This window comes from Streptomyces sp. CHD11 (genome assembly GCF_018638295.1).
Lineage (GTDB): Bacteria > Actinomycetota > Actinomycetes > Streptomycetales > Streptomycetaceae > Streptomyces.
The window spans coordinates 203,038-228,980 of sequence record NZ_JABTTS010000006.1 but is presented as its reverse complement, the minus strand read 5'-3'; the positions used below and the strand labels follow the sequence as shown (position 1 = coordinate 228,980).

At 73.3% G+C, this 25,943-nt stretch carries 22 protein-coding genes and 1 pseudogene; 8 read left to right on the top strand and 15 right to left on the bottom strand.

Annotated elements, in window-relative coordinates; translation table 11 throughout:
• Positions 1-57: 57 nt before the first annotated feature.
• Complete coding sequence (locus tag HTV45_RS08795; RefSeq protein ID WP_215205088.1) at positions 58-411, bottom strand: hypothetical protein; 354 nt, start codon at positions 409-411, stop codon at positions 58-60.
• Positions 412-581: 170 nt separating this feature from the next.
• Here HTV45_RS08795 and HTV45_RS08790 point away from each other — a divergent pair, with 170 nt between their 5' ends.
• From HTV45_RS08790 to HTV45_RS08780, 3 genes are all read left to right on the top strand, one after another.
• Entirely contained in the window at positions 582-1,037 is a 456-nt protein-coding gene (locus HTV45_RS08790; protein ID WP_215205087.1) for a peptidoglycan-binding protein, read from the top strand.
• A 36-nt stretch (positions 1,038-1,073) separates the two neighbouring features.
• Positions 1,074-1,508 carry a peptidoglycan-binding protein gene (locus tag HTV45_RS08785; protein ID WP_215205086.1) on the top strand — a complete coding sequence of 145 codons (435 nt, stop codon included), beginning with the start codon at positions 1,074-1,076 and terminating at the stop codon, positions 1,506-1,508.
• Between the two features lie 82 nt (positions 1,509-1,590).
• Positions 1,591-2,022 carry a peptidoglycan-binding protein gene (locus tag HTV45_RS08780; protein WP_215205085.1) on the top strand — a complete coding sequence of 144 codons (432 nt, stop codon included), beginning with the start codon at positions 1,591-1,593 and terminating at the stop codon, positions 2,020-2,022.
• Positions 2,023-2,139: 117 nt separating this feature from the next.
• Here HTV45_RS08780 and purH read toward each other — a convergent pair whose 3' ends face one another.
• Positions 2,140-3,726 carry a bifunctional phosphoribosylaminoimidazolecarboxamide formyltransferase/IMP cyclohydrolase gene (gene purH, locus HTV45_RS08775; RefSeq protein WP_215205084.1) on the bottom strand — a complete coding sequence of 529 codons (1,587 nt, stop codon included), beginning with the start codon at positions 3,724-3,726 and terminating at the stop codon, positions 2,140-2,142.
• On the bottom strand, positions 3,723-4,361 hold the full coding sequence (gene purN / locus HTV45_RS08770; RefSeq protein ID WP_215205083.1) for a phosphoribosylglycinamide formyltransferase: 639 nt from the start codon (positions 4,359-4,361) through the stop codon (positions 3,723-3,725). The genes purH and purN overlap by 4 nt, the downstream gene beginning before the upstream one ends.
• A 389-nt stretch (positions 4,362-4,750) precedes the next feature.
• Between purN and HTV45_RS08765 the strand changes: the two genes are divergently transcribed.
• The gene (locus tag HTV45_RS08765; protein ID WP_215205082.1) at positions 4,751-5,548 is read left to right on the top strand and encodes a hypothetical protein; all 798 of its coding nucleotides are present in this window, start codon (positions 4,751-4,753) and stop codon (positions 5,546-5,548) included.
• Positions 5,549-5,663: 115 nt separating this feature from the next.
• Here HTV45_RS08765 and HTV45_RS08760 read toward each other — a convergent pair whose 3' ends face one another.
• Positions 5,664-7,379: a DUF6350 family protein gene (locus tag HTV45_RS08760; RefSeq protein WP_215205081.1), complete on the bottom strand. Its 1,716-nt coding sequence runs from the start codon at positions 7,377-7,379 to the stop codon at positions 5,664-5,666.
• A gap of 96 nt (positions 7,380-7,475) precedes the next feature.
• Here HTV45_RS08760 and HTV45_RS08755 point away from each other — a divergent pair, with 96 nt between their 5' ends.
• Positions 7,476-8,768: a helix-turn-helix domain-containing protein gene (locus tag HTV45_RS08755; RefSeq protein WP_215205080.1), complete on the top strand. Its 1,293-nt coding sequence runs from the start codon at positions 7,476-7,478 to the stop codon at positions 8,766-8,768.
• 170 nt (positions 8,769-8,938) lie between these two features.
• Here the strand turns inward: HTV45_RS08755 and sucD are convergent, their stop codons facing one another.
• From sucD to HTV45_RS08730, 5 genes are all read right to left on the bottom strand, one after another.
• Positions 8,939-9,823, bottom strand: a complete 885-nt coding sequence (gene sucD, locus HTV45_RS08750; protein ID WP_215205079.1) for a succinate--CoA ligase subunit alpha — start codon at positions 9,821-9,823, stop codon at positions 8,939-8,941.
• 21 nt (positions 9,824-9,844) lie between these two features.
• On the bottom strand, positions 9,845-11,023 hold the full coding sequence (gene sucC / locus HTV45_RS08745) for an ADP-forming succinate--CoA ligase subunit beta (protein ID WP_215205078.1): 1,179 nt from the start codon (positions 11,021-11,023) through the stop codon (positions 9,845-9,847).
• A gap of 626 nt (positions 11,024-11,649) precedes the next feature.
• On the bottom strand, positions 11,650-12,813 hold the full coding sequence (locus tag HTV45_RS08740) for a VWA domain-containing protein (protein ID WP_251691787.1): 1,164 nt from the start codon (positions 12,811-12,813) through the stop codon (positions 11,650-11,652).
• A 29-nt stretch (positions 12,814-12,842) separates the two neighbouring features.
• Complete coding sequence (locus tag HTV45_RS08735; RefSeq protein ID WP_215205076.1) at positions 12,843-15,197, bottom strand: DUF5682 family protein; 2,355 nt, start codon at positions 15,195-15,197, stop codon at positions 12,843-12,845.
• Positions 15,194-16,435: an AAA family ATPase gene (locus HTV45_RS08730; protein ID WP_215205075.1), complete on the bottom strand. Its 1,242-nt coding sequence runs from the start codon at positions 16,433-16,435 to the stop codon at positions 15,194-15,196. Before HTV45_RS08730 ends, HTV45_RS08735 begins: the two co-directional genes overlap by 4 nt.
• Positions 16,436-16,567: 132 nt before the next feature.
• Here HTV45_RS08730 and HTV45_RS34165 point away from each other — a divergent pair.
• Positions 16,568-17,716 (top strand): annotated as a pseudogene (locus HTV45_RS34165) (SWIM zinc finger family protein); the annotation flags it as partial.
• 21 nt (positions 17,717-17,737) lie between these two features.
• Here the strand turns inward: HTV45_RS34165 and HTV45_RS08720 are convergent.
• The 5 genes from HTV45_RS08720 to HTV45_RS08700 all read right to left on the bottom strand — a co-directional run bounded on the left by HTV45_RS08720 (position 17,738) and on the right by HTV45_RS08700 (position 23,143).
• On the bottom strand, positions 17,738-18,928 hold the full coding sequence (locus HTV45_RS08720; RefSeq protein WP_215205073.1) for a hypothetical protein: 1,191 nt from the start codon (positions 18,926-18,928) through the stop codon (positions 17,738-17,740).
• Positions 18,929-18,961: 33 nt separating this feature from the next.
• Positions 18,962-19,981: an NlpC/P60 family protein gene (locus HTV45_RS08715; RefSeq protein WP_215205072.1), complete on the bottom strand. Its 1,020-nt coding sequence runs from the start codon at positions 19,979-19,981 to the stop codon at positions 18,962-18,964.
• Positions 19,982-20,184: 203 nt separating this feature from the next.
• The gene (locus HTV45_RS08710; protein ID WP_215205071.1) at positions 20,185-21,225 is read right to left on the bottom strand and encodes a C40 family peptidase; all 1,041 of its coding nucleotides are present in this window, start codon (positions 21,223-21,225) and stop codon (positions 20,185-20,187) included.
• 230 nt (positions 21,226-21,455) lie between these two features.
• The gene (locus HTV45_RS08705; protein ID WP_215205070.1) at positions 21,456-22,799 is read right to left on the bottom strand and encodes an NYN domain-containing protein; all 1,344 of its coding nucleotides are present in this window, start codon (positions 22,797-22,799) and stop codon (positions 21,456-21,458) included.
• 104 nt (positions 22,800-22,903) lie between these two features.
• Positions 22,904-23,143 (bottom strand): hypothetical protein, encoded by a 240-nt coding sequence (locus HTV45_RS08700; RefSeq protein WP_215205069.1) that lies wholly within the window; start codon positions 23,141-23,143, stop codon positions 22,904-22,906.
• Between the two features lie 156 nt (positions 23,144-23,299).
• Here HTV45_RS08700 and HTV45_RS08695 point away from each other — a divergent pair, with 156 nt between their 5' ends.
• Together HTV45_RS08695 and HTV45_RS08690 are read left to right on the top strand one after the other, a co-directional pair.
• Positions 23,300-24,034 (top strand): rhomboid family intramembrane serine protease, encoded by a 735-nt coding sequence (locus tag HTV45_RS08695; protein WP_215205068.1) that lies wholly within the window; start codon positions 23,300-23,302, stop codon positions 24,032-24,034.
• Entirely contained in the window at positions 24,031-24,312 is a 282-nt protein-coding gene (locus HTV45_RS08690; RefSeq protein ID WP_215205067.1) for an Lrp/AsnC family transcriptional regulator, read from the top strand. The genes HTV45_RS08695 and HTV45_RS08690 overlap by 4 nt, the downstream gene beginning before the upstream one ends.
• A gap of 169 nt (positions 24,313-24,481) precedes the next feature.
• On the opposite strand, the gene HTV45_RS08685 is transcribed toward HTV45_RS08690, so the two are convergent.
• Positions 24,482-25,855 carry an aminotransferase class V-fold PLP-dependent enzyme gene (locus HTV45_RS08685; protein WP_215205066.1) on the bottom strand — a complete coding sequence of 458 codons (1,374 nt, stop codon included), beginning with the start codon at positions 25,853-25,855 and terminating at the stop codon, positions 24,482-24,484.
• Between the last annotated feature and the right edge of the window lie 88 nt (positions 25,856-25,943).

Here is a 25,943-nt window from a genome sequence, read left to right as displayed (position 1 = left end):
CGCCGCGGGTGCCTCCCCCCGCGGAGGCACCCGCGCGGTACGCATGCCCAGCAGGCCTTACCGAGTCAGGGTGATGACGTTGGCGGTGGAGCAGTTGCAGTCCTTGTGCTGCGACTTCTCGATCCGGTACACCGGGCTCCGCCTCGTCGCCTCCTTGCTGCCGCTGCCCCACGTGCCCCACTTCCCGTCCACCATGATGCGGACGTAGGCGTGCCCCTCGCAGCTACCGCCGGACTTCTTGGTGGTGGCCACGTGAGCGCTGAGTTCGGCGGTGTACTTGCTGTCCACGCGACAGTCCCGGTACCAGGAGTCGGAGGCGGCGGTCGCGGGTGCGGCGGTGAGCATCGTCAGGCTCACCGCCGCGACGGCCAAGCCCGCCCCGTACCCGAACCTCGTGCGGTTCCGTGTCATGAGTTCTCCCCCGTTTTCTCGAGCGGGGCACCGGCGAACCGCCGGCCCCGTACGCAGTCTGCACGGATCCCGCCTCCCGCCGTCCCTACAACTTTGCAGGTACCCCCCGGCCGCCGGCCGTGTCCACCATGGCCCCGGCACAACGTCGAGCAAGAGAATCGGGGGACGGCATGAAGAGGATGCGCGGATCACGGATGACGGCGGGTGCCGTCGCGGGGCTGACACTGCTGTCAGGCCTCGGTATCGGCGTCGCCACGGCCTCGCCGGCCGCCGCGTACGCGGGCTACTGCGACGACCGCTACGCGACGGTGACGAAGACGTTCTCCGGCGCCACGTGGACGGCGTACCTGCCCGGCTACAAGGGCGACAAGGACTGCACGATGGGCGGCGGGGCACAGAGTTCGTCGGTCGGCCTGCTCCAGCGCTCCCTGAACATGTGCTACAGCGAGGACACGGGCCACAGTCTCAAGGTCGACGGGATCTTCGGCACCAAGACCGGGAACGCGCTCGCGGCCGCGCAGCGACGCGAGGGCATCACGGGCGACGGCATCTACGGCAAGGACAGCCGCAACCACTTGAAGTGGGAGTTCACCCGCAACGCGTCGACGCGCTGTGCCCGTATCTGACCCGTGCGAACCGACGATCCAGAAACGAGGAAGCTCATGGGGAAGACCCGCGTGCTGCGCGCCAAGGCGGGTGTCGCGGCCGGTGCGATGCTGCTGGCCGGGCTCGGGGCAGCCGGTACCGCCACCCAGGCGAGCGCCGCCACCAGTTGGTGCAACAAGACACTCGGCCGCTTCATCAACGGAGGGAACGGCCACGAGCTGGCCAACATCCCCGCCTACGGCAACACCGTCAACTGCATCACCGGGCGGGGCGCCGTCGGCTCACACGTGAAGGCGATCCAGAAGTCCCTGCGTCACTGCCACAAGCGGACCGCCGTGGAGGTCGACGGCGAGTTCGGGCCGGTCACCGAAAGGCAGCTCGAGATCGTGCAGGCCGCTCTGCGCCTCGACGACGACGGCGTGTACGGCCCGAAGACCCGCGACAAGCTGAAGTGGCAGAGCGCCACCGGCCACTGCGCCACCCTCCCTTGACATCGGGAGCTCCGGTGCCCGCCGCAGCGGGCCAGGACCTGTCCGGCAGTCATCTGACGCGGGCAAGAGAAGGGAAGGGACCATGAAAAGGAAGCTGGCCTCCGGCCTGGGGGCTCTCTCGTTGGGCGCGGGTGCGGTGCTGGCGTCGCCGGGCGCGGTGCAGGCCGCCGCGTACCCCACGTGCAACGCTCAGAAGGTGGTGAGCGCATCCGGGTCGCTCTTCACCTACCAGCCCTACTACACCGGCACGGGCTCACGGAACTGCCAGATGTCACAGGGAGCCCAGTCGAACGCCGTGTACGCGCTTCAGATCGCCATCGACACCTGTTACCGGGACATTTCGAGGGACGGCATCTTCGGACCCGAGACCCGGCGGGCGGTACGGGCCGTGCAGGACGCCGCAGACGTGGGAGTGGACGGCGTGTACGGACCGGTGACCCGAAAGGCCATGAAATGGCCCCTCTACAAGGGAGGCAGCGGTTCGGTGCACGGCTGCGTGAGGCTGGGCGTCTGAGGGACGCCGTCCAACGTGGCCGACCGGGTCGCCCCCGGGAGCCGGCGGCTCTGTGGCCGTGGCCATCAGCGATGCCCTCCGCGCGGCCGCCCATGAGCGGCCGCGCGGAACGGTTCGTCAGTGGAAGAAGTGCCGGGTGCCCGTGAAGTACATCGTCACGCCCGCCTTCTTCGCGGCCTCGACGACCAGCTCGTCGCGGACCGAACCGCCGGGCTGGACCACGGCCCTGACGCCGGCCGCGGTGAGGATCTCCAGTCCGTCGGGGAAGGGGAAGAACGCGTCCGAGGCGGCGTAGGAACCGGCCGCCCGCTCGGCGCCCGCCCGCTCCACCGCCAGCTTCGCGGAGTCGACGCGGTTGACCTGGCCCATGCCGACGCCGACGGAGGCGCCGTCCTTGGCGAGCAGGATCGCGTTGGACTTCACCGCGCGGCAGGCCTTCCAGGCGAAGGCCAGAGCGGCGAGTTCGGACTCGCCGAGCGCCTCGCCGGTGGCCAGCGTCCAGGTCGCCGGGTCGTCGCCCTCGGCCTGGAGACGGTCGGTGACCTGGAGGAGGACGCCGCCGTCGATGGGCTTGACCTCGACGGGTGCGGACGGGGCCCCGGGGGCGCGCAGCACGCGGATGTTCTTCTTCCTGGTGAGGGCGTCGAGGGCGCCCTCCTCGTAGTCCGGCGCGACGATGACCTCGGTGAAGATCTCCGCGACCTGCTCCGCCATCTCCTTCGACACCGGCCGGTTGACGGCGATCACACCGCCGAACGCCGACAGCGGGTCACAGGCGTGCGCCTTGCGGTGCGCCTCGGCGACGTCCGCGCCGACCGCGATACCGCACGGGTTGGCGTGCTTGATGATCGCGACGGCCGGGGCGTCGTGGTCGTACGCGGCACGGAGGGCGGCGTCCGTGTCCGTGTAGTTGTTGTACGACATCTCCTTGCCGTGCAGCTGCTCGGCCTCGGCGAGACCGCCACTGCCGGAGACGTAGAGGGCCGCGGGCTGGTGCGGGTTCTCGCCGTAGCGGAGGGTGTTCTTGCGTTCCCAGGTGGCACCGAGGAAGTCGGGGAACCGCCCCGCGGCGGAGCCGCTGTCGGCCGCAGCGTCCACCGGGGCGTACTCGGAGGCGAACCAGTTCGCGACGGCGACGTCGTACGCGGCCGTGTGCTGGAAGGCCTCCGCGGCGAGCCGCTTGCGGGTGGTGAGGTCGAAGCCCCCGTCACGGACGGCCGCGAGGACGTCGCCGTAACGCACCGGGCTGGTCACGACGGCGACCGACGGGTGGTTCTTGGCGGCGGCCCGCACCATGGAAGGTCCGCCGATGTCGATCTGCTCCACGCACTCGTCGGGCGTCGCGCCCGAGGCGACGGTCTCCCGGAACGGGTAGAGGTTGACGACGACGAGGTCGAACGGCTCCACGCCCAGCTCGGCCAGCTGACGCCGGTGGTCCTCCAGGCGCAGGTCGGCGAGGATGCCGGCGTGGACCTTCGGGTGCAGGGTCTTGACGCGGCCGTCCAGGCACTCGGGGAACCCGGTGAGTTCCTCGACCCCGGTGACGGGGACACCCGCGGCGGCGATCTTCGCGGCGGTGGACCCGGTGGAGACGAGCTCCACCCCGGCCTCGTGCAGTCCGCGCGCGAGGTCCTCGAGGCCGGTCTTGTCGTAGACGGAGACGAGCGCCCGTCGGATGGCCCGCTTGTTGCTCTCGGCGGTCACTGGATAACTACCTTTCGTCCCTCAATGCGATAGCCGTTGCGGGCGAGCCGCCCCACGACCTCGACGAGCAGCCTTCGCTCGACGTCCTTGATGCGCTCGTGCAGAGCGCTCTCGTCGTCCTCGTCCCGGACCTCCACCACGCCCTGCGCGATGATCGGCCCGGTGTCGACGCCGTCGTCGACGAAGTGGACGGTGCAGCCGGTGACCCTCGCGCCGTACGCGAGCGCGTCCCGTACGCCGTGGGCTCCGGGGAAACTGGGCAGCAGGGCGGGATGGGTGTTGACGAACCGCCCGCCGAAGCGTGCGAGGAACTCCTTGCCCACGATCTTCATGAACCCGGCGGACACCACGAGGTCGGGCCCGTGGGCGTCGACGGCCTCGGCGAGCGCCGCGTCCCACGCCTGTCGGGTCGGGTAGTCCCTGACCTTGCACACGAAGGTCGGCAGCCCGGCACGCTCGGCGCGGGCCAGCCCCTCGATGCCCTCACGGTCGGCGCCGACGGCCACGATCTCGGCGCCGTACGCCTCGGCGCCGGTGGCGGCGATCTCGTCGAGGAGCGCCTGGAGATTGGTGCCGGATCCGGAGACCAGCACGACGAGACGCCTGGCGCGCTCGGCCACGGGCTTGGCGGCCACGGTGGGGCCCTTTCTCGGGAAGCGTCTGCACGGTCGGCGGCACAGAGCTTTGTACATTCATACGAATGCTTCGCGCCCCCGGATACGGGGAAGCCTACGAAGCGGCCGACCGTCAGCAACGATACCGGCACACCGGACGGCCCCCCACGGGACGGGGGCGTGGCCGGAAGGTAGCGTCTGGGTCGAGCCGGTCCGGGTAAGCCGGTACTGGGGACGCCGGGTGGGAGCGGGAACGTGAACCGCGCACCGGACGTTCACAGGAAGACGGACCCGGCCGCGCGGAGCCGGCGGGAACGCGCCAGCTCACAGCTCAGTCGTAGTCGTATACGTCGTGCGAGGCGGTCGCGCCGGACCACGCCGTGCTTCATAAAGGGGAAGACGCTCACTTGATGCCGGACCGCAGCCTGCGATTCCTCATGTTCCCCCAGCAGTCGGCCCAGGGAGGGGAGCGTGGCGCCGTGCTGCTGCGGGAGCGCCCCGCCTCACCGCCCGGCGCCCCCAGGGGCGGGGGCAGCGGCGACGACGGACGCGGCGCCCACGACTCCGAGGGCTCCCAGGGCTCCCAGGGCTCCCAGGAAGACAACCCGTTCGCGCCGCCGCCGGAGGGGACTCCGGACCGGCCGTGGCAGCCGAGGCACCCCTCGGGCGGGGAGGGCGGGGAGGGCGGCGGCCGCTCTCCCTGGGGCGGGAACTGGAGCGACCGTCAGCCGGGCCGCTCCTCCGGCGGCTTCGGTGACCGGCCGCGCCCCGAGGGCGGCCAGGGGCCCGGTCCTCAGACCCCGGGCCCCCGGTGGGACCCCACGGACCCGTCCCAGCGCCGGGCGCGTTATGCCCTGCTGTGCGGCATGTGGGCCTTCTTCTTCGCCCTCTTCAGCTGGCCCTACGTCGCGCTGCTGCTCGGCGCGCTCGCCATGTACTGGTCCATCAGCGCCCTGCGCGCCAAGCCCCGCGGACAGGACCCGGACTCCCCGGCGCCCGAGCAGAAGGGCCGCCCGCAGACGACGGCCGCGGTGAGCGGCCTGGTCACGGCGTCCCTGGCACTGGCCCTGGTCGCCGCGTCCTTCACGGCCCAGCTGGTCTACAGCGACTACTACACCTGTAGAAACGACTCCCTCACCCAGCAGGCCCGCCAGGGCTGCGCCGACCTCCTCCCGGAGGAACTCCGCGGCCTCCTGGGCGACGAGTGACCGCCCGTGTCTGAGGCCGCCGCCGAAACCGTCGGGCGGCCGATCGGCGCGGGGTGACCCGTCGGCACGCCCGCCAGGTCACCGGCTCCCCCGAGCCGCGCCCGGCCCGTCTCCGTCACCCGCGCCCGGAGCCCTCGTCGCCTTCCTCCGGTCCCCACCACGGGACAGCGTCTTCGGCACGCGCCCGGTCCGCGTCGCCCCGGCCCGCGAAGGGCGTCCCCGGCCGGGCGGCAGGAGGACCGGGCTGAGCGGGCGGTCCGGCGTCGGGCACGTGGTCACGCGTGATGCCGAGCACGTCGTGGTCGAGGAGCAGGAAGGGCTCGTCCGGGGCGGGGTCCGCCTGTGCCCTGCCCGGTTCGCCGTCGCGGACACCGTCGAGAAACAGGAACGGCTCGTCGCGGGGCGTCGGCTGTCGTGGCGCGGTCCGGGGCGTCGTCTTCCTCCCGGTCGCGGTGCCGGAGCGGGAGGGCCGGAGCCCGCCGCCGTCCGGGACGCCTGGCCCCGGGACGAGTCCCACCGGGGTGCGGGCGAGCGGGCGGGCGCGCCAGGCCCGTACCGCCAGCGATGACGCGATCGCCGTCACGCCGATCCACACCAGTGCCGCGGCGCCCACCTGCCACCACACCGGGCCGAACCGGGAGAGCGCCGCCACGCCCAGCGGGCCGCCCGCGAGCGCGGCGAGGACGGCCATCAGGGCGGCGCAGAGCACGGCCGCCAGGGCCGCCGCGCCGGCCGTCCGGCCCGGCCTCCATACGGGGGCCGGCGCCCGTCCGCTGATCGTGGCGCCCCGGCCCACGAACCATCCCGTCACGACCCCGGCCGTCAGCGGCACCACCCCCGCCGCCCAGTTCACCGGCGTCCCCGCCCCCGCGCCGGGGACCGCCGCGAGCAACGGGAACGGCGGCAGCAGCGGCGCGGAGGCGGCGGCGAGCGGGGTGACCAGGATGCCGTCGCCGAGGAGGAAGCCGGGCCCGAGGGCGTAGGCCGCGGCCCATACGGCGGCGTTCGGCGCCAGCGCTGCGCAGAGCAGCAGCACCGCCAGCCATCCCGACCAGCCCTCGGTCAGCCGCAGGAACGCCGTCCGGGTCTCCCCCGCGTGCCAGGCCAGTGACACCGCGAGGAGCAGCGCCCCGCCGCCGGCGAGCACCGTCGCCCCGGCCACCGCCGCGCGCGCCGCGACGCCGGGGCGGCCGTCGGGCCCGAGGACCAGATGGCGTACCCGCCTCGGCAGCACCCGGCCCAGCAACCGCTCCAGGGGTCCGCTCGGCCGGCCGTACGCGGACCACACCCCCGCCCCGGCGGCCAGCACGGCGACCAGGGACACGCACACCCCGGTCCACACCCAGGCGGGCCGCAGTGCGCCGCCGGCGGCGTAGAGCGCGGTGGGCGCGGCGACGGCGAGGTAGCCGAGGACGACACCCGACAGCGCCGTACGGCCGGGGACCAGCGGGGCCTCGTCGCCCGCGTCCCCGTCCGCGGCGTCACGGGCCGCGCGGTGCAGCAGCCACACCGGCAGCGCTAGCAGCAGCAACGGGGACAGGCCGAGGGGGGCGGGCACGCCGGAGAGGGTGTCGGCGCGGACCAGGTCCGCGCCGTGCGCGAGCAGCCAGAGCGCCGCGGCGATGTGCAGGGCACCGCCGGGACCGCTGTCCGGGTAGGGGGAGCTGACCCACAACAGCATCACGAGCACGGTGAACGCGGCGAGCCCGAGCACGGCCGCGAGGGCTCCGCCGAGCAGGCCGGCGGCGAGCCCGGGTGTGCGGTCACGCAGCCGGGAGAGCAAGGTGGCCGGTGTCGTGGGGCGGGCGGTCATCTGGATCACACCCGCCATGCTCCCAACGACACGCGCTTTCCCGGCGTAACGGGCAAAGCCCGGCTGTGTCGCTCAATATATGTTTATGTACTTTTTCATACGGAGGGGTGCCCGGTGACGCGGAGCCCCGCCACCCCGCTCCCTCCCCCAGGGGAACGCCGACGCCTGCGCGAGGCGGGCGCCCTGACGCGGGCTCAGCTCGCCGCACGCATGGGCGTACGGCCGGAGACCGTGCGTTCGTGGGAGTCCGGCCGCAGCACACCGCGCGGGCGGAACCGGGAGGCGTACGCGAAGCTGCTGGCCGGCCTGGCCGCGCCGGCGGAAGCCCCGGCCGACGACCCGGCCGGGGCGGAGACCGGTACGGGTACGGGTACGGGTACGGGTGCCGGTGCCGGTGCCGGTGCCGGGAACGCTGAGGTTTCTGTCCCGAGTCGCAGTCGTCGCAGTCGTAGCAGTCGTCAGCAGAAGGAGGCCACCGCGGTGGTGACGGTGTGTCTGGACGGGCCGGGCGGTGGCGGCCACGACTCCGCGGCGGTGGAGCCGGATCCCGGCGCGTTCGCGCAGGCGCCCCCGCCCGCGCGGATCGCCGAGGAGGAGCCGGACCGCGAAGGCCTGACACCCGCTCAGGCCTTCGATGCCCTGTACTCCTACTGCGCCCCCGCCCTCGTCCGGCAGACGTATCTGCTCAGCGGCCGTCGCGACCTCGCCCGCGAGGCGGTGGAGCGCGCCTTCCACCAGGCCTGGGACCGCTGGCCCGAGGTGGCCCGGGACCCGGACCCGGCCGGCTGGGTACGCGCCGCGGCGCACGAGTGGGCGCTCTCCCCCTGGCACCGCTTCCGGCGCCGCCACCGGCAGCCGGAACCGCCGCCGCCCGATGACGACGCCCGTGCGCTCATGGAGGTACTGCTGCGCCTGCCACCGCCCTACCGCCGCACGCTGTTGCTGTACGACGGGATCGGCCTCGGCCTGCCGGAGACGGCGGCGGAGACGGAGGCCAGCACCCGGGCGGCGGCCGGTCGGCTGACACACGCCCGGGAGACCGTCGCCGCCCGGCTGCCCGGCCTGTCGGATCCGCGGGAGCTGCACCACCGGCTGGCCGAGCTGGCCTCCACCGGGCGGCTGCGAGCGGCCGAGCCGCCGGAGGTACGCGGCGGCAGCGAACGCCGGGCACGCCTGTGGACCCACGCCGCCATCACCTTCACGGCCGTTCTGATCGGCGCCACCACCCTCACCCTGTACACGGCGCCCACCGGCTACCGGCCGCCGGTGCCGCCGGGCGAGAAGGTCCAGGGCGTTCCGCCACGCGTGGCGCCCGGCTCACTGTCGGACGAGCAGCGTGAGCTGCGGGACCGGCTGCGTGAGGAGCTGCCGCGAGGACCGCAGCGGCTGACACCACGGGCGGGGTGAGCCGCTCCCGGCCCGCGCGATCACCCGGGAGCGCCTGCGCGCGAGGGCGACGACGGCGGGACCCAGGAGCTGGGGGCCGCGGCGGGTCCGTCGCGGACGGGGAAACGACGGTGGGCCCGCCCCCGGGTGCGGGGAACGGGCCCACCCGTACGGTGCGTCGCGCCGGGGACTCAGCCGGCGAGGATCGCGCGCGCCAGCTTGGCCGTCTCGGTCGGCGTCTTGCCGACCTTGACGCCGGCGGCCTCGAGGGCCTCCTTCTTCGCGGCGGCCGTGCCGGAGGAGCCGGAGACGATGGCGCCGGCGTGGCCCATGGTCTTGCCCTCGGGCGCGGTGAAGCCCGCGACGTAGCCGACGACCGGCTTCTTCACGTTCTCCGCGATGTAGGCCGCGGCCCGCTCCTCGGCGTCGCCGCCGATCTCACCGATCATCACGATCAGGTCGGTGTCGGGGTCGGCCTCGAACGCGGCGAGCGCGTCGATGTGCGTGGTGCCGATGACCGGGTCGCCGCCGATGCCCACGGCCGAGGAGAAGCCGATGTCACGCAGCTCGTACATCATCTGGTACGTCAGCGTGCCGGACTTCGACACCAGGCCGATACGGCCCGGCTTGGTGATGTCGCCCGGGATGATGCCGGCGTTCGACTGGCCGGGGGTGATCAGACCCGGGCAGTTCGGGCCGATGATCCGGGTCTTGTTGCCCTTCTCCACCGCGTACGCGTAGAACGCCGCGGAGTCGTGCACCGCGATGCCCTCGGTGATGACGACCGCGAGCGGGATCGCCGCGTCGATGGCCTCGACGACGGCGGACTTGGCGAAGGCCGGCGGGACGAAGAGCACGGACACGTTGGCGCCCGTCTTCTCCATCGCCTCGGCGACCGTGCCGAAGACCGGGATGTCGTTGCCGTCGATGTCGACCGACGTGCCCGCCTTGCGGGGGTTCACGCCGCCGACGATGTTCGTGCCGTCGGCCAGCATGAGCTTGGTGTGCTTCATGCCCGTGGCACCGGTCATGCCCTGGACGATGACCTTGGATTCCTTGTTGAGGAAGATAGCCATGGCTGTTCTGTCCCTCGTCCCTTACTTCGCGGCCGCGAGCTCGGCGGCCTTGTCGGCCGCGCCGTCCATGGTGTCCACGCGCTGCACCAGCGGGTGGTTGGCGTCGGAGAGGATCTTGCGACCCAGCTCGGCGTTGTTGCCGTCGAGGCGGACGACGAGGGGCTTGGTGACTTCCTCGCCCTTGTCCGCGAGCAGCTGGAGCGCCTGCACGATGCCGTTGGCGACCTCGTCGCAGGCGGTGATGCCGCCGAAGACGTTGACGAAGACGGACTTGACGTCCGGGTCGCCGAGGATGATCTCCAGGCCGTTCGCCATGACGGCGGCGGAGGCGCCGCCACCGATGTCGAGGAAGTTGGCGGGCTTGACGCCGCCGTGCGCCTCACCGGCGTAGGCGACGACGTCCAGGGTGCTCATGACGAGACCCGCGCCGTTGCCGATGATGCCGACCTCACCGTCGAGCTTGACGTAGTTGAGGTTCTTCTCCTTGGCAGCGGCCTCGAGCGGGTTGGCCGCGGCCTTGTCCTGGAGGGCCTCGTGCTCCGGCTGGCGGAACTCGGCGTTCTCGTCCAGGGAGACCTTGCCGTCCAGGGCGAGGACGTCGCCGGACGCGACCTTGGCCAGCGGGTTGACCTCGACGAGGAGCGCGTCCTCGGCGACGAAGGTCTTCCACAGGGTGACCAGGACGTCGGCGACCTTGTCGGCGACCTCGGCCGGGAAGTGCGCGGCCTCGACGATCTCACGGGCCTTGGCGGGGGTCACACCCTCGTTGGCGTCGATCGGGGTCTTGGCGACGGCCTCCGGACGGTTGGCCGCCACCTCCTCGATGTCCATGCCGCCCTCGACGGAGGCGATGGAGAGGAAGGTGCGGTTGGCACGGTCGAGGAGGAAGGAGACGTAGTACTCCTCCAGGATCTCCGGGGCCGTCTCGGCGATCATCACCTTGTGGACCGTGTGGCCCTTGATGTCCATGCCGAGGATGTCCGTCGCGCGGGCGACGGCCTCGTCCGCGGTCGCGGCGAGCTTGACGCCGCCGGCCTTGCCACGACCGCCGACCTTCACCTGGGCCTTGACGACGGACTTGCCACCGAGACGCTCAGTGGCTGCGCGAGCCGCCTCAGGCGTGTCGATGACTTCACCGGCCAGCACCGGTACATCGTGCTTGGCGAAGAGGTCCCTCGCCTGATACTCGAACAGGTCCACGCGCTTCCGTCCCTATCAGTGATCTCGCGGTCGTTGGGTGCGTGGGCGTGCCGCGAAGGGCAACGTGACGTCCGCTGTGTCACAAAGGAGGCGCACACGGTGTCCGAGCGCGCGGCATGTCCGTCTCGCAGGTTATCGCCGCAGGGGTGACCTCTCTAAATCGCGGGTCACACGTGAGCGGTGATACCTGTCACATGGTGCCGACATCCCCGGCACGGCGTGCCGGAGGTGAGGGGCCTCACCGGGCTGGGGTTGACCCGGTGAGGCCCTTTGCGGCGCCCCGGCAGGGGCGACGGACGCCCTCTTCCGGGGTGGTGAGGTGACCGGACCCTCACCCCAATGGGGGGCCGGTCGCCTTCCGCGAGGAGGCGGCCGGACGAGCCGACGGCTTTCGGCTGTCCGGGTCCTGACGCCTCCGCGGAGTCTTTGTTACCCGGGAGTCAGGAGTGGGTGGAACGCGGGTACGGCCAACCGGGCCTCCGGAGGGCCGGCCCGCCCCGGTTTCCGCCCGGGCGGGGAGATTGTCCGCACGGAAGTGGCAGCTCAGGTCTCGCCCCGCACCCCTCCGCGGTGAGGGGCGGGAGGCCGAGGGAGGGGCCGTCGGGGCGCGCCTCGCGTCCCGTCCGTCAGCCCTCGTCCGGTATCGGCAGCGGCCGTTTCCCGATCGCCGCCGCCATCACCTCGGGGAACAGATCGGGTGTGCAGGCGAACGCCGGCGTGCCCAGCGCGGCGAGGGCGGCGGCGTGCTCCCTGTCGTAGGCGGGCGTCCCTTCGTCGGACAGCGCGAGCAGCGCCACGAACTGCACCCCCGACGCCTTCATCGCCGCCACCCGCTTGAGCATCTCGTCGCGGATGCCCCCTTCGTAGAGGTCGCTGATCAGCACGACCACCGTCTCCGCCGGGCGGGTGATCCGCGACTGGCAGTACGCGAGCGCCCGGTTGATGTCCGTACCGCCGCCGAGCCGGGTACCGAAGAGCACGTCGACGGGGTCGTCCAGCTGGTCGGTGAGGTCGGCGACCTCCGTGTCGAAGACGACCAGCCGTGTGCCGACCGACCGCATGGACGCGAGCACCGCCCCGAACACCGACGCGTACACGACGGACGCGGCCATCGACCCGGACTGGTCGATGCAGAGGACGACCTCCTTCTCCACCGACCGCGCGGCGTGCCCGTAGCCGACGAGCCGTTCGGGCACGATCGTCCGGTGCTCCGGGAGGTAGTGCTTGAGGTTGGCCGCGATCGTGCGGTTCCAGTCGATGTCGCGGTGGCGTGGCCGGCTGACGCGGGCGCTGCGGTCGAGGGCGCCGGTGAGGGTGGCCCGGGTGCGGGCGGCGAGCCGCTCCTCCAGGTCCTGGACGACCTTGCGCACGACGGCCCGTGCCGTCTCCCTCGTGGTCTCCGGCATGGCCTTGTCGAGCGACAGCAGGGTGCTTACGAGGTGGACGTCGGGCTCGACCGCCTCCAGCATCTCCGGTTCCAGCAGGAGCGCGGCGAGGTCGAGCCGGTCGATGGCGTCGCGCTGCATGACCTGGACGACGGAGGAGGGGAAGTAGGCGCGGATGTCCCCGAGCCAGCGGGCCACCGACGGCGCCGAGGCCCCGAGCCCCGCCGAACGGTCCCTGCCCGTCCGCGGCCGGTCGTCCTTGCCGTAGAGGGCGGTGAGTGTCCCGTCCATCGCGGCGTCCCGCCCGGAGAGCTCGCAGCCGGTGCCGTCGGCCGGGTCGCCGCCGAGCACGAGCCGCCATCTGCGCAGCCGCTCCCGCGCCGGATCCGTCGTCGCGTTCCGCATGTCCGTCTCCTCCTCCCGGTGTGCGTCCGTCATCGCGCCGCCCCGGCCGCTCCGGGCGGCCCGGTACTCGCCGCGTCGCCGTCCGTGTCCGGGCCCAGCAGCAGTCGCAGGACGGGCAGTACGGCGTCGGCTCGTGCCGTGTCGATCCCGGTCGCGAAGCCCGCGGTGCCGGGTCCCCCGGCGTCCGTCACGCTCCACCGGGCGCGCGGTCCGCGCCTGACCAGTTCGCCGAGGGTGCGCCGCACCCCCGGCTCGTACGCCGAGAACGTACGCCGCAGCAGTGGCAGTACGTCCCCGAACACCTCCGCCTGCACGCCCGTCAGCCAGGCGTCGACCAGGCCGAACAGCCGTTCGTCGTGGACCAGGAGCAACCCGCCGCCGGACCCCTGGCCGACGAACCCCTCGATCCACGCGGCCGCGTCCGCCGGCGGTGTGCCCGGCGACAGCACGAGTCCCATCAGCCGCGCCGCCTCCTCCCCCGCCAGCTCCCCGGCGTCCAGCAACAGCCGCACCGACCGGCCCCGTATGACACCCGGCACGGCGTCCCGGGCGCAGAGCGTCCGCAGCACCGAGTGCCAGCGGACGCGCAGTCTCCCGTCCCCCGGGGCAGGGGAGTCGCCGAGCAGGCCGACCGCTCCGTGCACCGCGTCGACATGGCCCCGCATCTCCTCCGCGGCGTCCGCGTCCAGTGCGGCGCAGGCCGGGGGCAGCCCGACGAAGACCCGCTCGGCGAGTCCGGCGGCGACCTCGGCCAGCGCGACGGTGTCCGTGCCACGCACATCGCCGTAGCGCAGCGAGCGGACCAGGGCGGGCAGCGCCTGGGCGAGATGGCCGACGTCGGTGTCGAGGGCGGCGCGGTCGGCGAGGACCCGCATCACCGTGGGCAGCGCCTCGGACAGCCCGGCCAGCAGGCAGTGCTCGGCGAGCCCGGTGACCGTGCCGAGGTTCCGCGCGGCGACGGCGTCCGTCCGTGCCTTGGCGGTCGCGGCAGCGTGGACGGTCGTCCCCCACACCCCCGCCTCAGCGACCCGCACGGACAGCTCCGGTTCCCAGCGCAACCGCCAGGTCTCGCGGAAGGTCCCGGTGCTGCCGCGCGAGACGGCCGGCTCTCCCCAGCCGATGCCGAGCAGCCGCAGCCGGTGCAGCAGTCTGCCGCGCTCCGCGTCGGTCTCCTTGCGCAGGTCGAGCTCCAGTTCCCGCTCGGCCGCCTGCGGTTTCAGCCGCAGGCGGCGCTGGATCCGCGTGAGGTCCCGCTGCAGCGGCACGGCGGGCGCCGCGGCCGGCACCTCCCCCAGGACATCCCCGACCACCAGCCGGTCGTGGATCAGGGCCAACGGCACGTCGGAGCCCTCACACATCACCGCCCGTACCGCGTCGGCCGTCTCGCTCAGCCCAGCCAGCGGACGTCCGCGCATCGCGGCGAGGGTCTCCGCCAGCCGCACGGCCTCGATCACATGCGCGGCCGAGACGGTACGGTCCTCCGCCCGCAGCAGCCCGGCCACCTTGGTCAGCCACCGCTCCACCGGCCGGTCCGGGACGGAGAAGAGGTGCCCGTACCAGCCGGGTGAGCCGATGCCCGCCCCGTAGCCGCTCGCCCGGGAGAGTCTGCGGTGGGTCCACGGCACCCAGGTCATGTCCGCCTTCACCCTGGGCAGCCCTTTCAGCAGGGCCCGGTCGGCGGCGACCGTGGTCCCCTGCCGCAGGGCCGGCACATGCCAGGCTCCGCACACCACGGCCACACCGTCCTCGGTCTCCCGCCGCGCCGCGCGGATCCGCAGCCGCATATGGGCCTCGCGCACGAGATCGCGGTGGTGTCCCCCGCTGCCGTACTCCTCCCGCAGCGCGGTCATGGCCTCCTCCAGCGCGGTGAACGGCGCGAGGGGGTCCCCCTTCCCCACGCCCCGGTGCTCGACGACGTCCTCCCACCACCGCTCGGCGTCGTCGTACCCGGCCGTCGCCGCCAGCACGCCGAGGGGGTCGACCCGCACGTCGGCTGCCGGCCAGGGCACGCCACCCTCCCCCTCGCGCTCCTCGTCCCACTCCCGGGTCAGCGTGTGTGCCGCCGGCAGGTCGATGAAGCGGACCGGGACTCCGTGCTCCAGCGCCCAGCGCAGGGCGACCCACTCCGGGGAGAACTCGGCCAGTGGCCAGAAAGCCGAGCGGCCGGGCTCGTCCACGGCATGGGCGAGCAGGGCGACGGGCGGCCGCATGTCCTCCTCGGCGGCCAGCGGGACCAGCGCGTCCGCCTCCGGCGGCCCCTCGATCAGCACGATGCCCGGCCGGACCTCCTCCAGCACCGCCCGCACCGCCCGCGCCGACCCCGGGCCGTGATGCCGCACCCCGAGCAGCAGTGGCCGTGCGGCGTCCGCGTTCCCTCCGCTCACGCGCCGGCCTCCCGGCAGGCCCGGTAGAAGTCCTTCCAGCCGTCGCGCTCCCGGACGACGGTCTCCAGGTACTCCTGCCAGACGACGCGGTCCGCCGCCGGGTCGCGGACCACCGCGCCGAGGATGCCCGCGGCGACGTCCCCGGCCCGCAGCACGCCGTCGCCGAAGTGGGCGGCCAGCGCCAGCCCGCCCGTGACGACGGAGATCGCCTCGGCCGTCGACAGCGTGCCGCTGGGCGACTTGAGCCTGGTGCGGCCGTCGGCCGTGATCCCGTCGCGCAGCTCGCGGAAGACGGTGACGACGCGGCGGATCTCGTCGATACCGTCGGGCACGGCCGGCAGGTCGAGGGAACGGCCGATCTGACCGACCCGGCGGGAGACGATGTCGACCTCCGCCTCGGGGGTCTCCGGCAGCGGCAGCACCACGGTGTTGAACCGGCGGCGCAGGGCGCTGGACAGCTCGTTGACCCCGCGGTCGCGGTCGTTGGCCGTGGCGATCACGTTGAAGCCGCGGACCGCCTGCACCTCCTGGCCGAGCTCCGGTATCGGCAGCGTCTTCTCCGACAGGATCGTGATCAGCGCGTCCTGGACGTCGGCCGGGATCCGGGTCAGTTCCTCGACACGGGCCGTCATGCCCTCGGCCATGGCCCGCATCACCGGACTGGGCACGAGCGCGTCCCGGCCGGGCCCGTGGGCGAGCAGCCGGGCGTAGTTCCAGCCGTAGCGGATGGCCTCCTCCGGCGTGCCGGCCGTGCCCTGCACCAGCAGGGTGGAGTCCCCGCTGACCGCGGCGGCCAGATGCTCGGAGACCCAGGTCTTCGCCGTGCCGGGCACCCCGAGCAGCAGCAGCGCCCGGTCGGTGGCGAGAGTGGTGACCGCGACCTCGACGATCCGGCGCGGGCCGACGTACTTCGGCGTGATCACCGTGCCGTCCGGCAGGGTGCCGCCGAGCAGATAGGTGGCGACGGCCCACGGCGACAGCCGCCAGCGGGCCGGGCGCGGCCGGTCGTCCTGCGCGGCCAGCGCGACGAGTTCGGCGGCGAAGGCGTCCTCGGCGTGCGGCCGCAGCGCGTCCGCGTCGGTGTGCGCCGTCCCTACGGGGGCTGAGGTCAGGGGCGGTTCCGAGGGCATGTCGGCGGGCGGGCTGAGCGTGTTCGCGGACGTGTTCGCGGGTGTGTTCGCGGGCGCGGAGCCGTTCCGGTTCGGGTCGACGGGTGTCGGTTCAACAGGCACAGCCATGGCTGAGTCCCCCTCCAGCTCGGCCGGTTCGGATCTGCCACCCACCGTGCACCACGCCACTGACAATCGCTCTGAGCTGCACCGGTGCGCTCTCCGGGCCGATTGTCAGTGGCGGGATCTAGTTTCGGTGTCATGACTGAGCAGGGGGTGCGCTGGACCGCTGACCGGGTGCTGGCACTGGCGCCTGACGCGGAGTCACGCATGGCGGGAGGCGAACTCGGCGCGGCCGGGTCGTGGTCGGCGGTCGGCGGCTTCGGCGAGGGCGGGGTGTGGGGGCTGTGCGAGGGCGGCCTCGGCGCGCCGTACCGGACGGTCGTCGACGTCGCGGCGGCCTCCGGGCCCGCGTTCACCTGCAGTTGTCCGAGCGTGCGCGTCCCGTGCGCGCACGCGCTCGGCCTGCTGCTGCTCCGGGCGGAAGGAGGGGAAGCGGTGCCGGTGGCGGAGATGCCGGACTGGGCCGAGCAGTGGATCACCGGCGGGCGCACCCGCGCCGGGGGAAGCGCCGGGGGAGAAGGGTCCGCGGACGGCCCGGGTCCCGCCGCCCCCGAGGCGGCGCGGCGCAGGGCGGAGCGCCGGGCCGAGCGGGTCACCGCGGGCGCCGAGGAGCTGGAGCAGCGTCTGGCGGATCTGCTCCGGGGCGGTCTGGCCGCGGCCGATCAGGCGGGGCCCGGCCTGTGGGAGGAGACCGCGGCCCGCATGGTCGACGCCCAGGCACAGGGGCTGGCCGCCCGGGTGCGGGAGCTGGGGGCGCTCCCGGGCACCGGGCCGGGCCGTCCGGTGCGACTGCTGGAGGAGTGTGCGCTGCTCCATCTGCTGGCCCGCGCCTGGCTGCGCCGTGACCGGCTCACGGAGGATCTTGCCGCGACCGTCCGCTCGCGCATCGGCCTGCCCGCCTCGGCGGACGGCCCGCCGGTCCGGGACCGCTGGCTGGTCCTCGCCCGGTACGACACGGCGGACAGCCGGCTGACGACCCGCCGCATCTGGCTGTACGGCACCTGCTCGGGGCGTACGGCGCTGCTCCTTTCCTACGGCGCGGCGGGCCGCACCCCGGAGCTCACGCTGCCGGTCGGCGTGGCCCTGGACGCGGAGCTGACCGCCTACCCGGGGGCGGGGCAGCCGAGGGCGGCCCTGGGAGAACGGTTCGCACCGCCCGCACCGACCACCGTGCGACCGCCGGGCACGACGACGGCCGGGGCTCTCGCCCGCTACGGCGAGGCACTGCGCGACGACCCGTGGCTGGAGTCGGTCCCTGTGACGCTGGACCAGGTGATACCCGTCCCGGGCGGGGGCGGGGGCGGGGAGTCAGGTGAGGGTGGTTTGCAGGTAGTCGTGCCACTGGAGGGTGAAGGCCTCCGGGGTGGTGTCGAGGACCTTGGTCAGGGCGTGTTCGACCGCGCCGTCGCGGGAGGGGTGGGCGCCCACCGTGCGGTAGAAGGCGCGGAGGTGTTCCTCGCCCCAGTGGTCGGCGATCATGCGGCAGGCCAGCCAGCCGCCCTCGTAGGCCCGTGCCAGGCCGTCCGCGTCGCCCGAGAAGCCGAAGTCCTCGTCCTCCGGCAGCGCGCCGGGCACCTCCCCCCGGCCCACCGCGTGGGCGAGTTCCGGTGCAATTGCGGCGGGGGCGCGGTCGCCGCCGCGGTAGCCGACCCAGTCGGCGAACCCCTCGGACAGCCACAGCGGGGTCGACGCGGAGGTGTGGGCGCGGGTGGCGACGTGGGCGGTCTCATGGGTGAGGACGATCTGCCGGCCCGGGGCGCCGAGCAGCCCGAAGGCGTCGGGGTTGACGATGACGCGGTCCGCCGGGGCCCTCCCGTCCGTGCCGGTGGCGCCGGTGGTGACCGCCGCGATCCCCCGGTAGGAGGCGGCGGGAGAGCCCAGCAGGCCCGCCATGCCCTCCAGGGACCCCGGGACGATGACGACGACCCGGCGGGTCCACCGCGGGCCCCAGGCGTCGGACACGGCCGGTACCGCGCGGTCCGCCAGTTCGGCGTAGTCGCGCAGCTTCCCGGCGGGCTGCCCGACGCCCAGCACCAGGCTCCGCTCGCCCCGGACGGCCCGTGCCGGACCCTGGTCCCACAACTGCTGTCCGGACGTGCGCGCGGGACGGTCGGAGTCGACGGACCAGTCGCCGTCCCGGTCCCGGCTGAGACTCAGGGAGCGGGCGGTGACGACCGGGGACCGGTCGTGACCCTCGACTCGGTAGCTCAGGTCGGCGGAGGCGGTGGCGGAGTCGCCGGTGCGGTCCAGGGCGGTGACGCGGTAGGACCAGTCCGCGAGCGGTACCGCGCGCAGGTTGTCGAACCCGGCCCGGGTGCCGGTGCCGGCGAAGGCGGCGGCGTCGCGGTCGAGGACTGCCTCCGCGCGCCGGTCGAGCAGCGACTGCACCTGGGTGCGGGCGGCGTCGGCGACCGGCCCGCCGCCGCACGACACCAGGGCGACCAGCAGCAGACACAGCGCCGTCACCGACGCCCCCGGCACCCGCTTTCGACCAGCCACCTCTCCGAGGGTACGGGGGGCGGGCCGTCCCGGTCAGACCCTGGTGACCGAGGAGACCGGCATCATCCCGACCGGGTCGTAGCGCACCGGTGCGCCGGGGTAGGGCGCGTGGATCACCTGGCCGTTGCCCATGTACATCCCGACGTGGGAGGCGTCGGAGCGGTAGACGACCAGGTCGCCGGGGCGGGCCTCGGAGAGCGGGACCTGGCGGCCGGCGTACCGCTGGGCCTGGGAGGTGCGCGGCAGCGCGACCCCGGCCTGGGCGTACGACCACTGGGTGAGCCCGGAGCAGTCGAAGCCGGCGGGACCGTTGGCGCCCCAGACGTAGGGCCTGCCGAGGGCGGAGCGGGCGGCGGCGACGGCGGCGGCCGCGCGGGCCGAGGAGGGCATGGCGCCGGGGCCGGGGAGGATGTCCGTGCGGGCGGAGCGGGTGGCACGGTCCCAGGCGGCGCGTTCGCCGGCCGGGAGGGAGCCCAGCAGCCGGCGCGCCTCGGCGAGTTTCTTCTCGACGGTCCGCTTGTGGGCGGCGACGGCCTTGCGGCTCTTCTCCAGCGCGCCGAGCCGGCCGGTCGCCTCCGCGCGGTCCTGGGCGAGGGAGCGCAGGACGCCGCGGAGTCTGCTCAGCTCACCGGCCTGGTGGACGGTGATCCGGTCGAGGACGGAGGCCTTCTCGAGGTAGTCCTCCGGGTCGTCGGAGAGCAGCAGGGCGAGGGTCGGTTCGAGGCCGCCGGAGCGGTACTGGGCGCCGGCGAGTGAACCCAGCGACTCCCGCATGGTGTTGACGCGGCTCTGCTTGCGGGCGATGCCGTCCTGCATCGCGGCGATCTGCCGGCGCAGGCCGTCGGCGCGCTCGTCGGCCGCGTTGTACGCCTCGGTGGCCTTCTCCGCCTCCTGGTAGAGGCGGTCCACGTCGGCCCGGGTGTCGTCGTACGGAGTCGCCGAGGACGTCGGTGCCGCGCCGAGGGCGGTGGCCGCCGCTGACAGCAGGCCGAGGGCGACGACGGTGCTCCGGTCGGGACCGGAGGACGGTGCGGTACGGCGATGGGACCCCACGGGAAGCCGTGCTCCTTCCGCTGACGGACAGGGAAACGCGGCAGACAGTAGCGTCGGCGGTGGCGGGCGGACCAACGGCCCGGGGACGCACACACGGTGACGCCCCGCCTGTGACCTGCGTCGAAGGCGGGGCGTGGGGTCGGCCGGTGCCGGTGCGATTCCCTCTAACGGGCGCACCGGACCGGTGGAGAAGCGCTCAGGTGTCAGACGCGGACGCCGAACATGAACGGGCCGCCGATGGTGTCCATCGACTCGTAGCGCACGACGGTGCCGGGGCGGGGGGCGTGGATGATCTGGCCGTTGCCCGCCCAGAGGCCCACGTGGTGCAGGTCGTTGAAGAAGAAGACCAGGTCTCCGACCTTGAGGTCGGAGACCGAGTAGATCCTGGTGCCCGCTCCGGTCTGCGCCTCGGAGGTGCGCGGGATGCCGACGCCGGCCTGCGCGTACGCCCAGGAGGTGAGGCCGGAGCAGTCGAAGGAGGACGGGCCGGTGGCGCCGTAGACGTACGGGGTGCCGAGCATGCTCTGGGCCGCGGCGAAGGCCGCGGCGGCGCGGCCGGAGCCGGCCGGGACGTTGACGGAGAGGGCGTCGCGCTCGCTGGTGCGGGTGGCGCGGTTCTGCTCCTCGTTGAGCTGCGCCTTCTGCTCGGCGGTGAGGGTGTTGAGCAACTTCTGCGCGGAGGAGAGCTTGCCCTGGACTTCCTTCTTCTTCTTGCCCAGTTCGGTGCGGGTGGCGGAGAGGTCCTGGAGCTTCTCGGACGCCTCGGACCGCTGCTGGGCGAGTTCGCGCTGCTTCTCCTGGATCTTCTTCAGCGCATCGACCTGCTGGGTGCTCAACTGGTCGAGGGTGGACGCCTTGTCGAGGTAGTCGTCCGGGTCGGCGGAGAGGAAGAGCTGCAGGGAGGGGTCTATGCCGCCACTGCGGTACTGGGCGCTGGCCATCGAACCGAGGCCGTCGCGCATCTCGTTGAGCTCCTGCTGGCCCTTGGCGACGTTGTCCTGGATCGTGGAGATCTCCTTCTGGAGCTTCTCCTGCTTCTCCTTGGCGCCGTTGTACTTCTCGGTGGCCTGCTCGGCCTGCTCGTAGAGCTTGTCGACCTTGGCCTTGACCTCGTCCTTGCTCGGCTTCTCGCTGGGAGCGGCGTTGGCCGCCTGGGAGCTCATGACGACAGCAGCTGCGGCAGCGGTGGTCAGCACGGTCACACGTGCGCGGCTCGGCTGCTTGGGACGACGGTGGGACGCCACGGAGACGAGCTCCTTCTTGAGAGTGATCGCGCGAGCGAGGGTTCGAGGAGACCCTAGTGATTCTCTTGTGATCAGTTCAAATCCCCGGACACGAAATCTTCGTTACTGCGTGTTTATTTGGCCTCAACTCACCTGCAGTGATGCCTCGCTGACGCTACGTTGCGTGACGGATCCGTCAATTAGGACAAGAGGCTTTGTACGTTGCACGAGGGACAGATGTGCATCAGATACTAGGAAAGCCTTTTGAGGAGGAGAGCCGAGGCGATGGGGCGTGCACCCGCGCGCGCGACCCCGTCGGCGACCTCGCGGTCGGTGGAGGCGACGATGACGGGCCGCCCCGGCGGCTCCGCGCGCACCAGCCGGCGGATGAGCTCGTCGGCGGTGACGCCCGGCTTGGAGAACAGCACCCGCACTCCGCGCGGCGGCGCCAGCAGCACCGGCGCGGCCAGTTCGGCGCCGTCGAAGACACAGGTGACCTCGGCGCCGGTCTGCGCGGCGAGCTGGGCGAGCTGGCCCAGCAGCCGCAACCGCTGCTTCTCCAGGGGCATCTGGGGATAGCCGGTCTTGGTGACGTTGTAGCCGTCGACGACGAGATGGGCCTGCGGCAGCGCCAGCAACTGGTCGACGAGGGCCGGGTCGTTCTCGGACAGCGCGCGGGCGGCGATGTCCTTCGGCGTCATACGGCCCGGTTCCACGGCGTCCACCGTCTCGGCGGGCCGGACGGACACGGGAGGCAGTGCCAGCTCGCGGCGGAGCCCCTGGGCGGCGTCCAGCACGGTGTCGAGCAGCAGCCGTACCCGCATGTCCTCGACGCTGCGCCCCTCGCGGGCGGCCCTGCGGGCCGCTTCCAGGGCGGCCTCGGTCTCGCCCAGGCGGGCCTTGAGGCGCCGGCTCTCGCTCTCGGCGGCCGAGACCTGGGAGTGGCTCTCGGCGCGCGCGGCCTCCATCTCGCCGCGCAGCTTGCGCAGGGCGGCCTCGCCGCGCTTGACGTCACTGAGGGCCGAGCGCAGTTTGCGGTGCAGCGACTCGGAGTCCTTCTTCGCCGCGTCCAGCTCGGCGCGCAGCCGCTCGGTCTCGGACCTGGTCTGCTCACGGGCCCGGTCGAGCTCGGCGCGCAGCCGCTCCAGCTCGGCGCGGGTCTCCTCGTCGGCGCGCTCGGCGTCGGCGCGCTGGGCCTCCTCGCCGGCGGCGGTCACCAGCTTGACCCAGCCGGCCGGGCGGAGCACATAGGCCGCGGCCGCCACGTCGAGCGGGTCCGCGGCCGGGGGCGGGGAGCCGGAGTCGAGGGCGCCGGTCAGTTCCGGCTGGGCCTCTCTGAGCTTCTCCCCGATGCGCTGGCGGAACAGCGGATCGGTCTCCAGTGACGCCGCCATCGCGTTGCCCGCGAACTTGGCGCGGCGGTTCGGGGCGAACCGGGCGTACTGCCGGAGCTGGGCGGGCAGCTCGGCGACGGTGAGTCCGCCGAAGCCGTCGGCGACGAGTCGGACGACCCGGCGGCGCACCCCGTCGGGCAGCGGGCGGTCGAGCACCTCGGCGGCGCCGTCCTGTGGCCCTCCGTCCGTGGTCTTCGCCATCCGTCACACCCCAATGCCTGTGTGCGGCCCCGCACGCGGGGTCGCCGTCAGCGGGGCCCTCCCCCACTCTCGACTTCGCTCGAGCGGGAGGGACCCCCTTCGCTTCAGGAGCCGGCGCCCGGCCTGTCCACGAGTTCCACCTGGTCCACGGCGTTGCACCAGCGGCACCGCACCGACTCGATGGTCTCATCGAGTACCTCGCGCTCCTCGACCCTGGACTCTCCGGCCAGGTCGAGGTGGACGTACTCGACCACCTTCGACGAGCGGGTCACGTCGAAGCGGGTGAGGTTGCCGCAGAGGGTGCAGCGCCACCGCGTCGAGGCCGTCGGCAGAGGAACCGTCATCGTGGCTGTTCGCCTTCCTTCCAGTGTCCGTGACACACCGGATCCCCGGTGCGTGTGGCACGTAACCCTACGGCCTGGCGGGTCCCCGCCGCCCGCCCGTCCACGGCGGCGAGGCGGTATGTGCGGTTGCGTCCGGTTGCGTCATGCTCTGTGTCCATGATCCGCAACTGGAGTGCGCCGGCCGCCGCGGCGATCCGGGGCACTTCCGCGCCGGTGACCCACACCCTCGTCGTCCTGTCCTGCCTGGCCTTCCTGGCCGGGCCCGCCTCGGGTCTCCACCCGGCATACGGCTCCGGGGACGAACTGCTCGCCGCGCAGCGGGCCTGCTTCCGGCGCTGGGGCGTGATCCCCGCAGACCTGTTCGAAGGATCCCCCGGGGCCCTCCTCACCCCCGCCACGGCGCTCTTCGTGCACGGCGGCTGGGTGCATCTGCTCGGCAACATGCTCTTCCTCCACGTGTTCGGAGCGATGACCGAGGCACGGATGGGCCGGGGGCGGTTCCTCCTCTGCTACGCCGGCTGCGGCTGCCTGGCGCTGCTGGGGTACGCCGCCGCCCACGCGGACTCCGGGCAGGCCCTGGTCGGCGCCTCCGGGGCGATCTCCGCGGTCCTCGGCGCGTTCCTCTTCCTGTTCCCGCGGGCGCGGGTGACCAGTCTTCTGCCGTTCCTGTTCTTCCTGCCGGTGCGCCTGCCCGCGTGGGTGGTGCTGCCGTGCTGGGCGGCGCTGCAGTGGGCGGCGGCGGGACGGGCGGCCGACGGGCCGGTGGTGGCCTATCTCGCGCACCTGCTGGGGTTCGGGCTGGGCTTCGGCTGCGCGTGGGTGTGTTCCGGCAGGACGACTACAGTGAGGTCCACGCCAGCTCCGGCCCCCGAGGGAGAGAACCAGCCGTGATCACCGCGATCGTCCTCATCAAGACCAGCGTGGACCGGATTCCCGAGATCGCGGAACAGATCGCCGCGCTGGAGAGTGTCAGTGAGGTCTTCTCCGTCACCGGTACCTATGACCTGATCGCGATGGTGCGGGTCCGGGAGCACGAGGATCTGGCGGAGGTCATCCCGGGCCGGATCAGCAGGATCCCGGGCGTGGAGGGCACCGACACGCACGTGGCGTTCCGTACGTACTCGCAGCACGATCTGGAGGCGGCGTTCGCCATCGGGCTGGACAGCTAACGGCCGCCGGGGACTTTCGCCCCCGCCGCCCCTTCCCGTCCCGTCCCCGGGGGCGCTGCCCCCGGACCCCCGCTCCTCGAACGCCGGAGGGGCTGAGTTCAGCGCCTCCGGCGTTCGAGGAGCGGGGTGTGGGGCGGAGCCCCGGTTTCGGGACGGGGGCGAGGAGGAGTCAGCCCCGGACGGAGGTGTCCGGGACGCAGCGGCCGTCCTCCGTGCGGTAGGTCCAGCGGGCGCCGTCGCGCACGAGCTCGCGCACCGCACGGACGAAGCGCTCCACGTGCTCCTCCGGCGTACCCGCCCCGAAGCTCACCCGGATCGCGGCGAGGGACTCGGGCGCGCCGCACTCGCCCTGGGCCCCCGGCCCGCCTCCGAGCAGCCTGCGGACCAGCGGGTGCGCGCAGAACAGCCCGTCGCGTACGCCGATGCCGTACTCGGCGGACAGGGCCGCGGCGAAGTGGGAGCTGTTCCATCCGTCGACGACGAAGGAGAGCACCCCGACGCGCGGGGCGTCGTCCCCGAACAGGGACAGGAACCGCACCTCGGGCACGTCCGCGAGGCCGTCGCGCACCGTCCGGATCAGTTCCTCCTCGCGGGCGGCCAGCCCGTCGAACCCGGCCTCGGTGAGCGCCTCGCAGGCGGAGGCGATGGCGTGGACGCCGATGACGTTGGGCGAACCGGCCTCGTGCCGGGCCGCGCCGTCGTGCCACTCCACGTCCACTCCCCCGTCCGCGCGCCGGGTGACCTTGCGGCTGGCGCCGCCGCCGGCGAGGTAGGGCTCGGCAGCCCGCAGCCAGTCGGCGCGGCCGGCCAGCACACCGGAGCCGAACGGGGCGTACAGCTTGTGCCCGGAGAAGGCCACCCAGTCGACGTCCAGGTCCCGCAGGCTCACCGGGCGGTGGGGGGCGAGCTGGGCGGCGTCCAGCACGATGCGGGCACCGTAGGCGTGTGCGGCGGCGGCGAGTTCCCGTACCGGCCACAGTTCGCCGGTGACGTTGGAGGCGCCGGTGACGCAGACCAGGGCGGGGGTGCGGGGATCGCGCCCGGCGAGGGCGCGTTCCAGGGCGGTCACGGCCTGGCCGGGGCTGTCGGGGGCGTCCAGGCAGGTGACACGGGCTCCCCGCCAGGGCAGCAGGGCGGCGTGGTGCTCGGTCTCGAAGACGAAGACCTCAAGGCCGTCGGGGAGCGCGGTGGCGAGCAGGTTGAGGGAGTCGGTGGTGGACCGGGTGAAGACCACCTGGTCGCCGGCACGGCAGTCCAGGAAGGCGGCGACGGTGCTGCGGGCGTTCTCGAACAGGTCGGTGGAGAGCTGGGAGAGGTACCCGGCGCCCCGGTGGACGCTGCCGTAGTACGGCGCGTAGGCGGCCACGTCGTCCCACACCCGCTGGAGGGCGGGGGCGCTGGCGGCGTAGTCGAGGGCGGCGTAGGTGACCTCGCCGCCGGTGACGAGCGGAACGGTGACGTCCCGGCCCAGCACGGGCAGCGGGGCGCGGACCGACCGGTCGGCGGTGACGGTGGTGACAGCGGTGACGGTGGTGACGGACATGCGGAACTCCCGTGAGGCAGACGGAATCCCCGCGCGAGCGGACGGCGCTCGAGCGCGTAAGGGGGAAGAAAAGGGGTGCGCGGAGGCG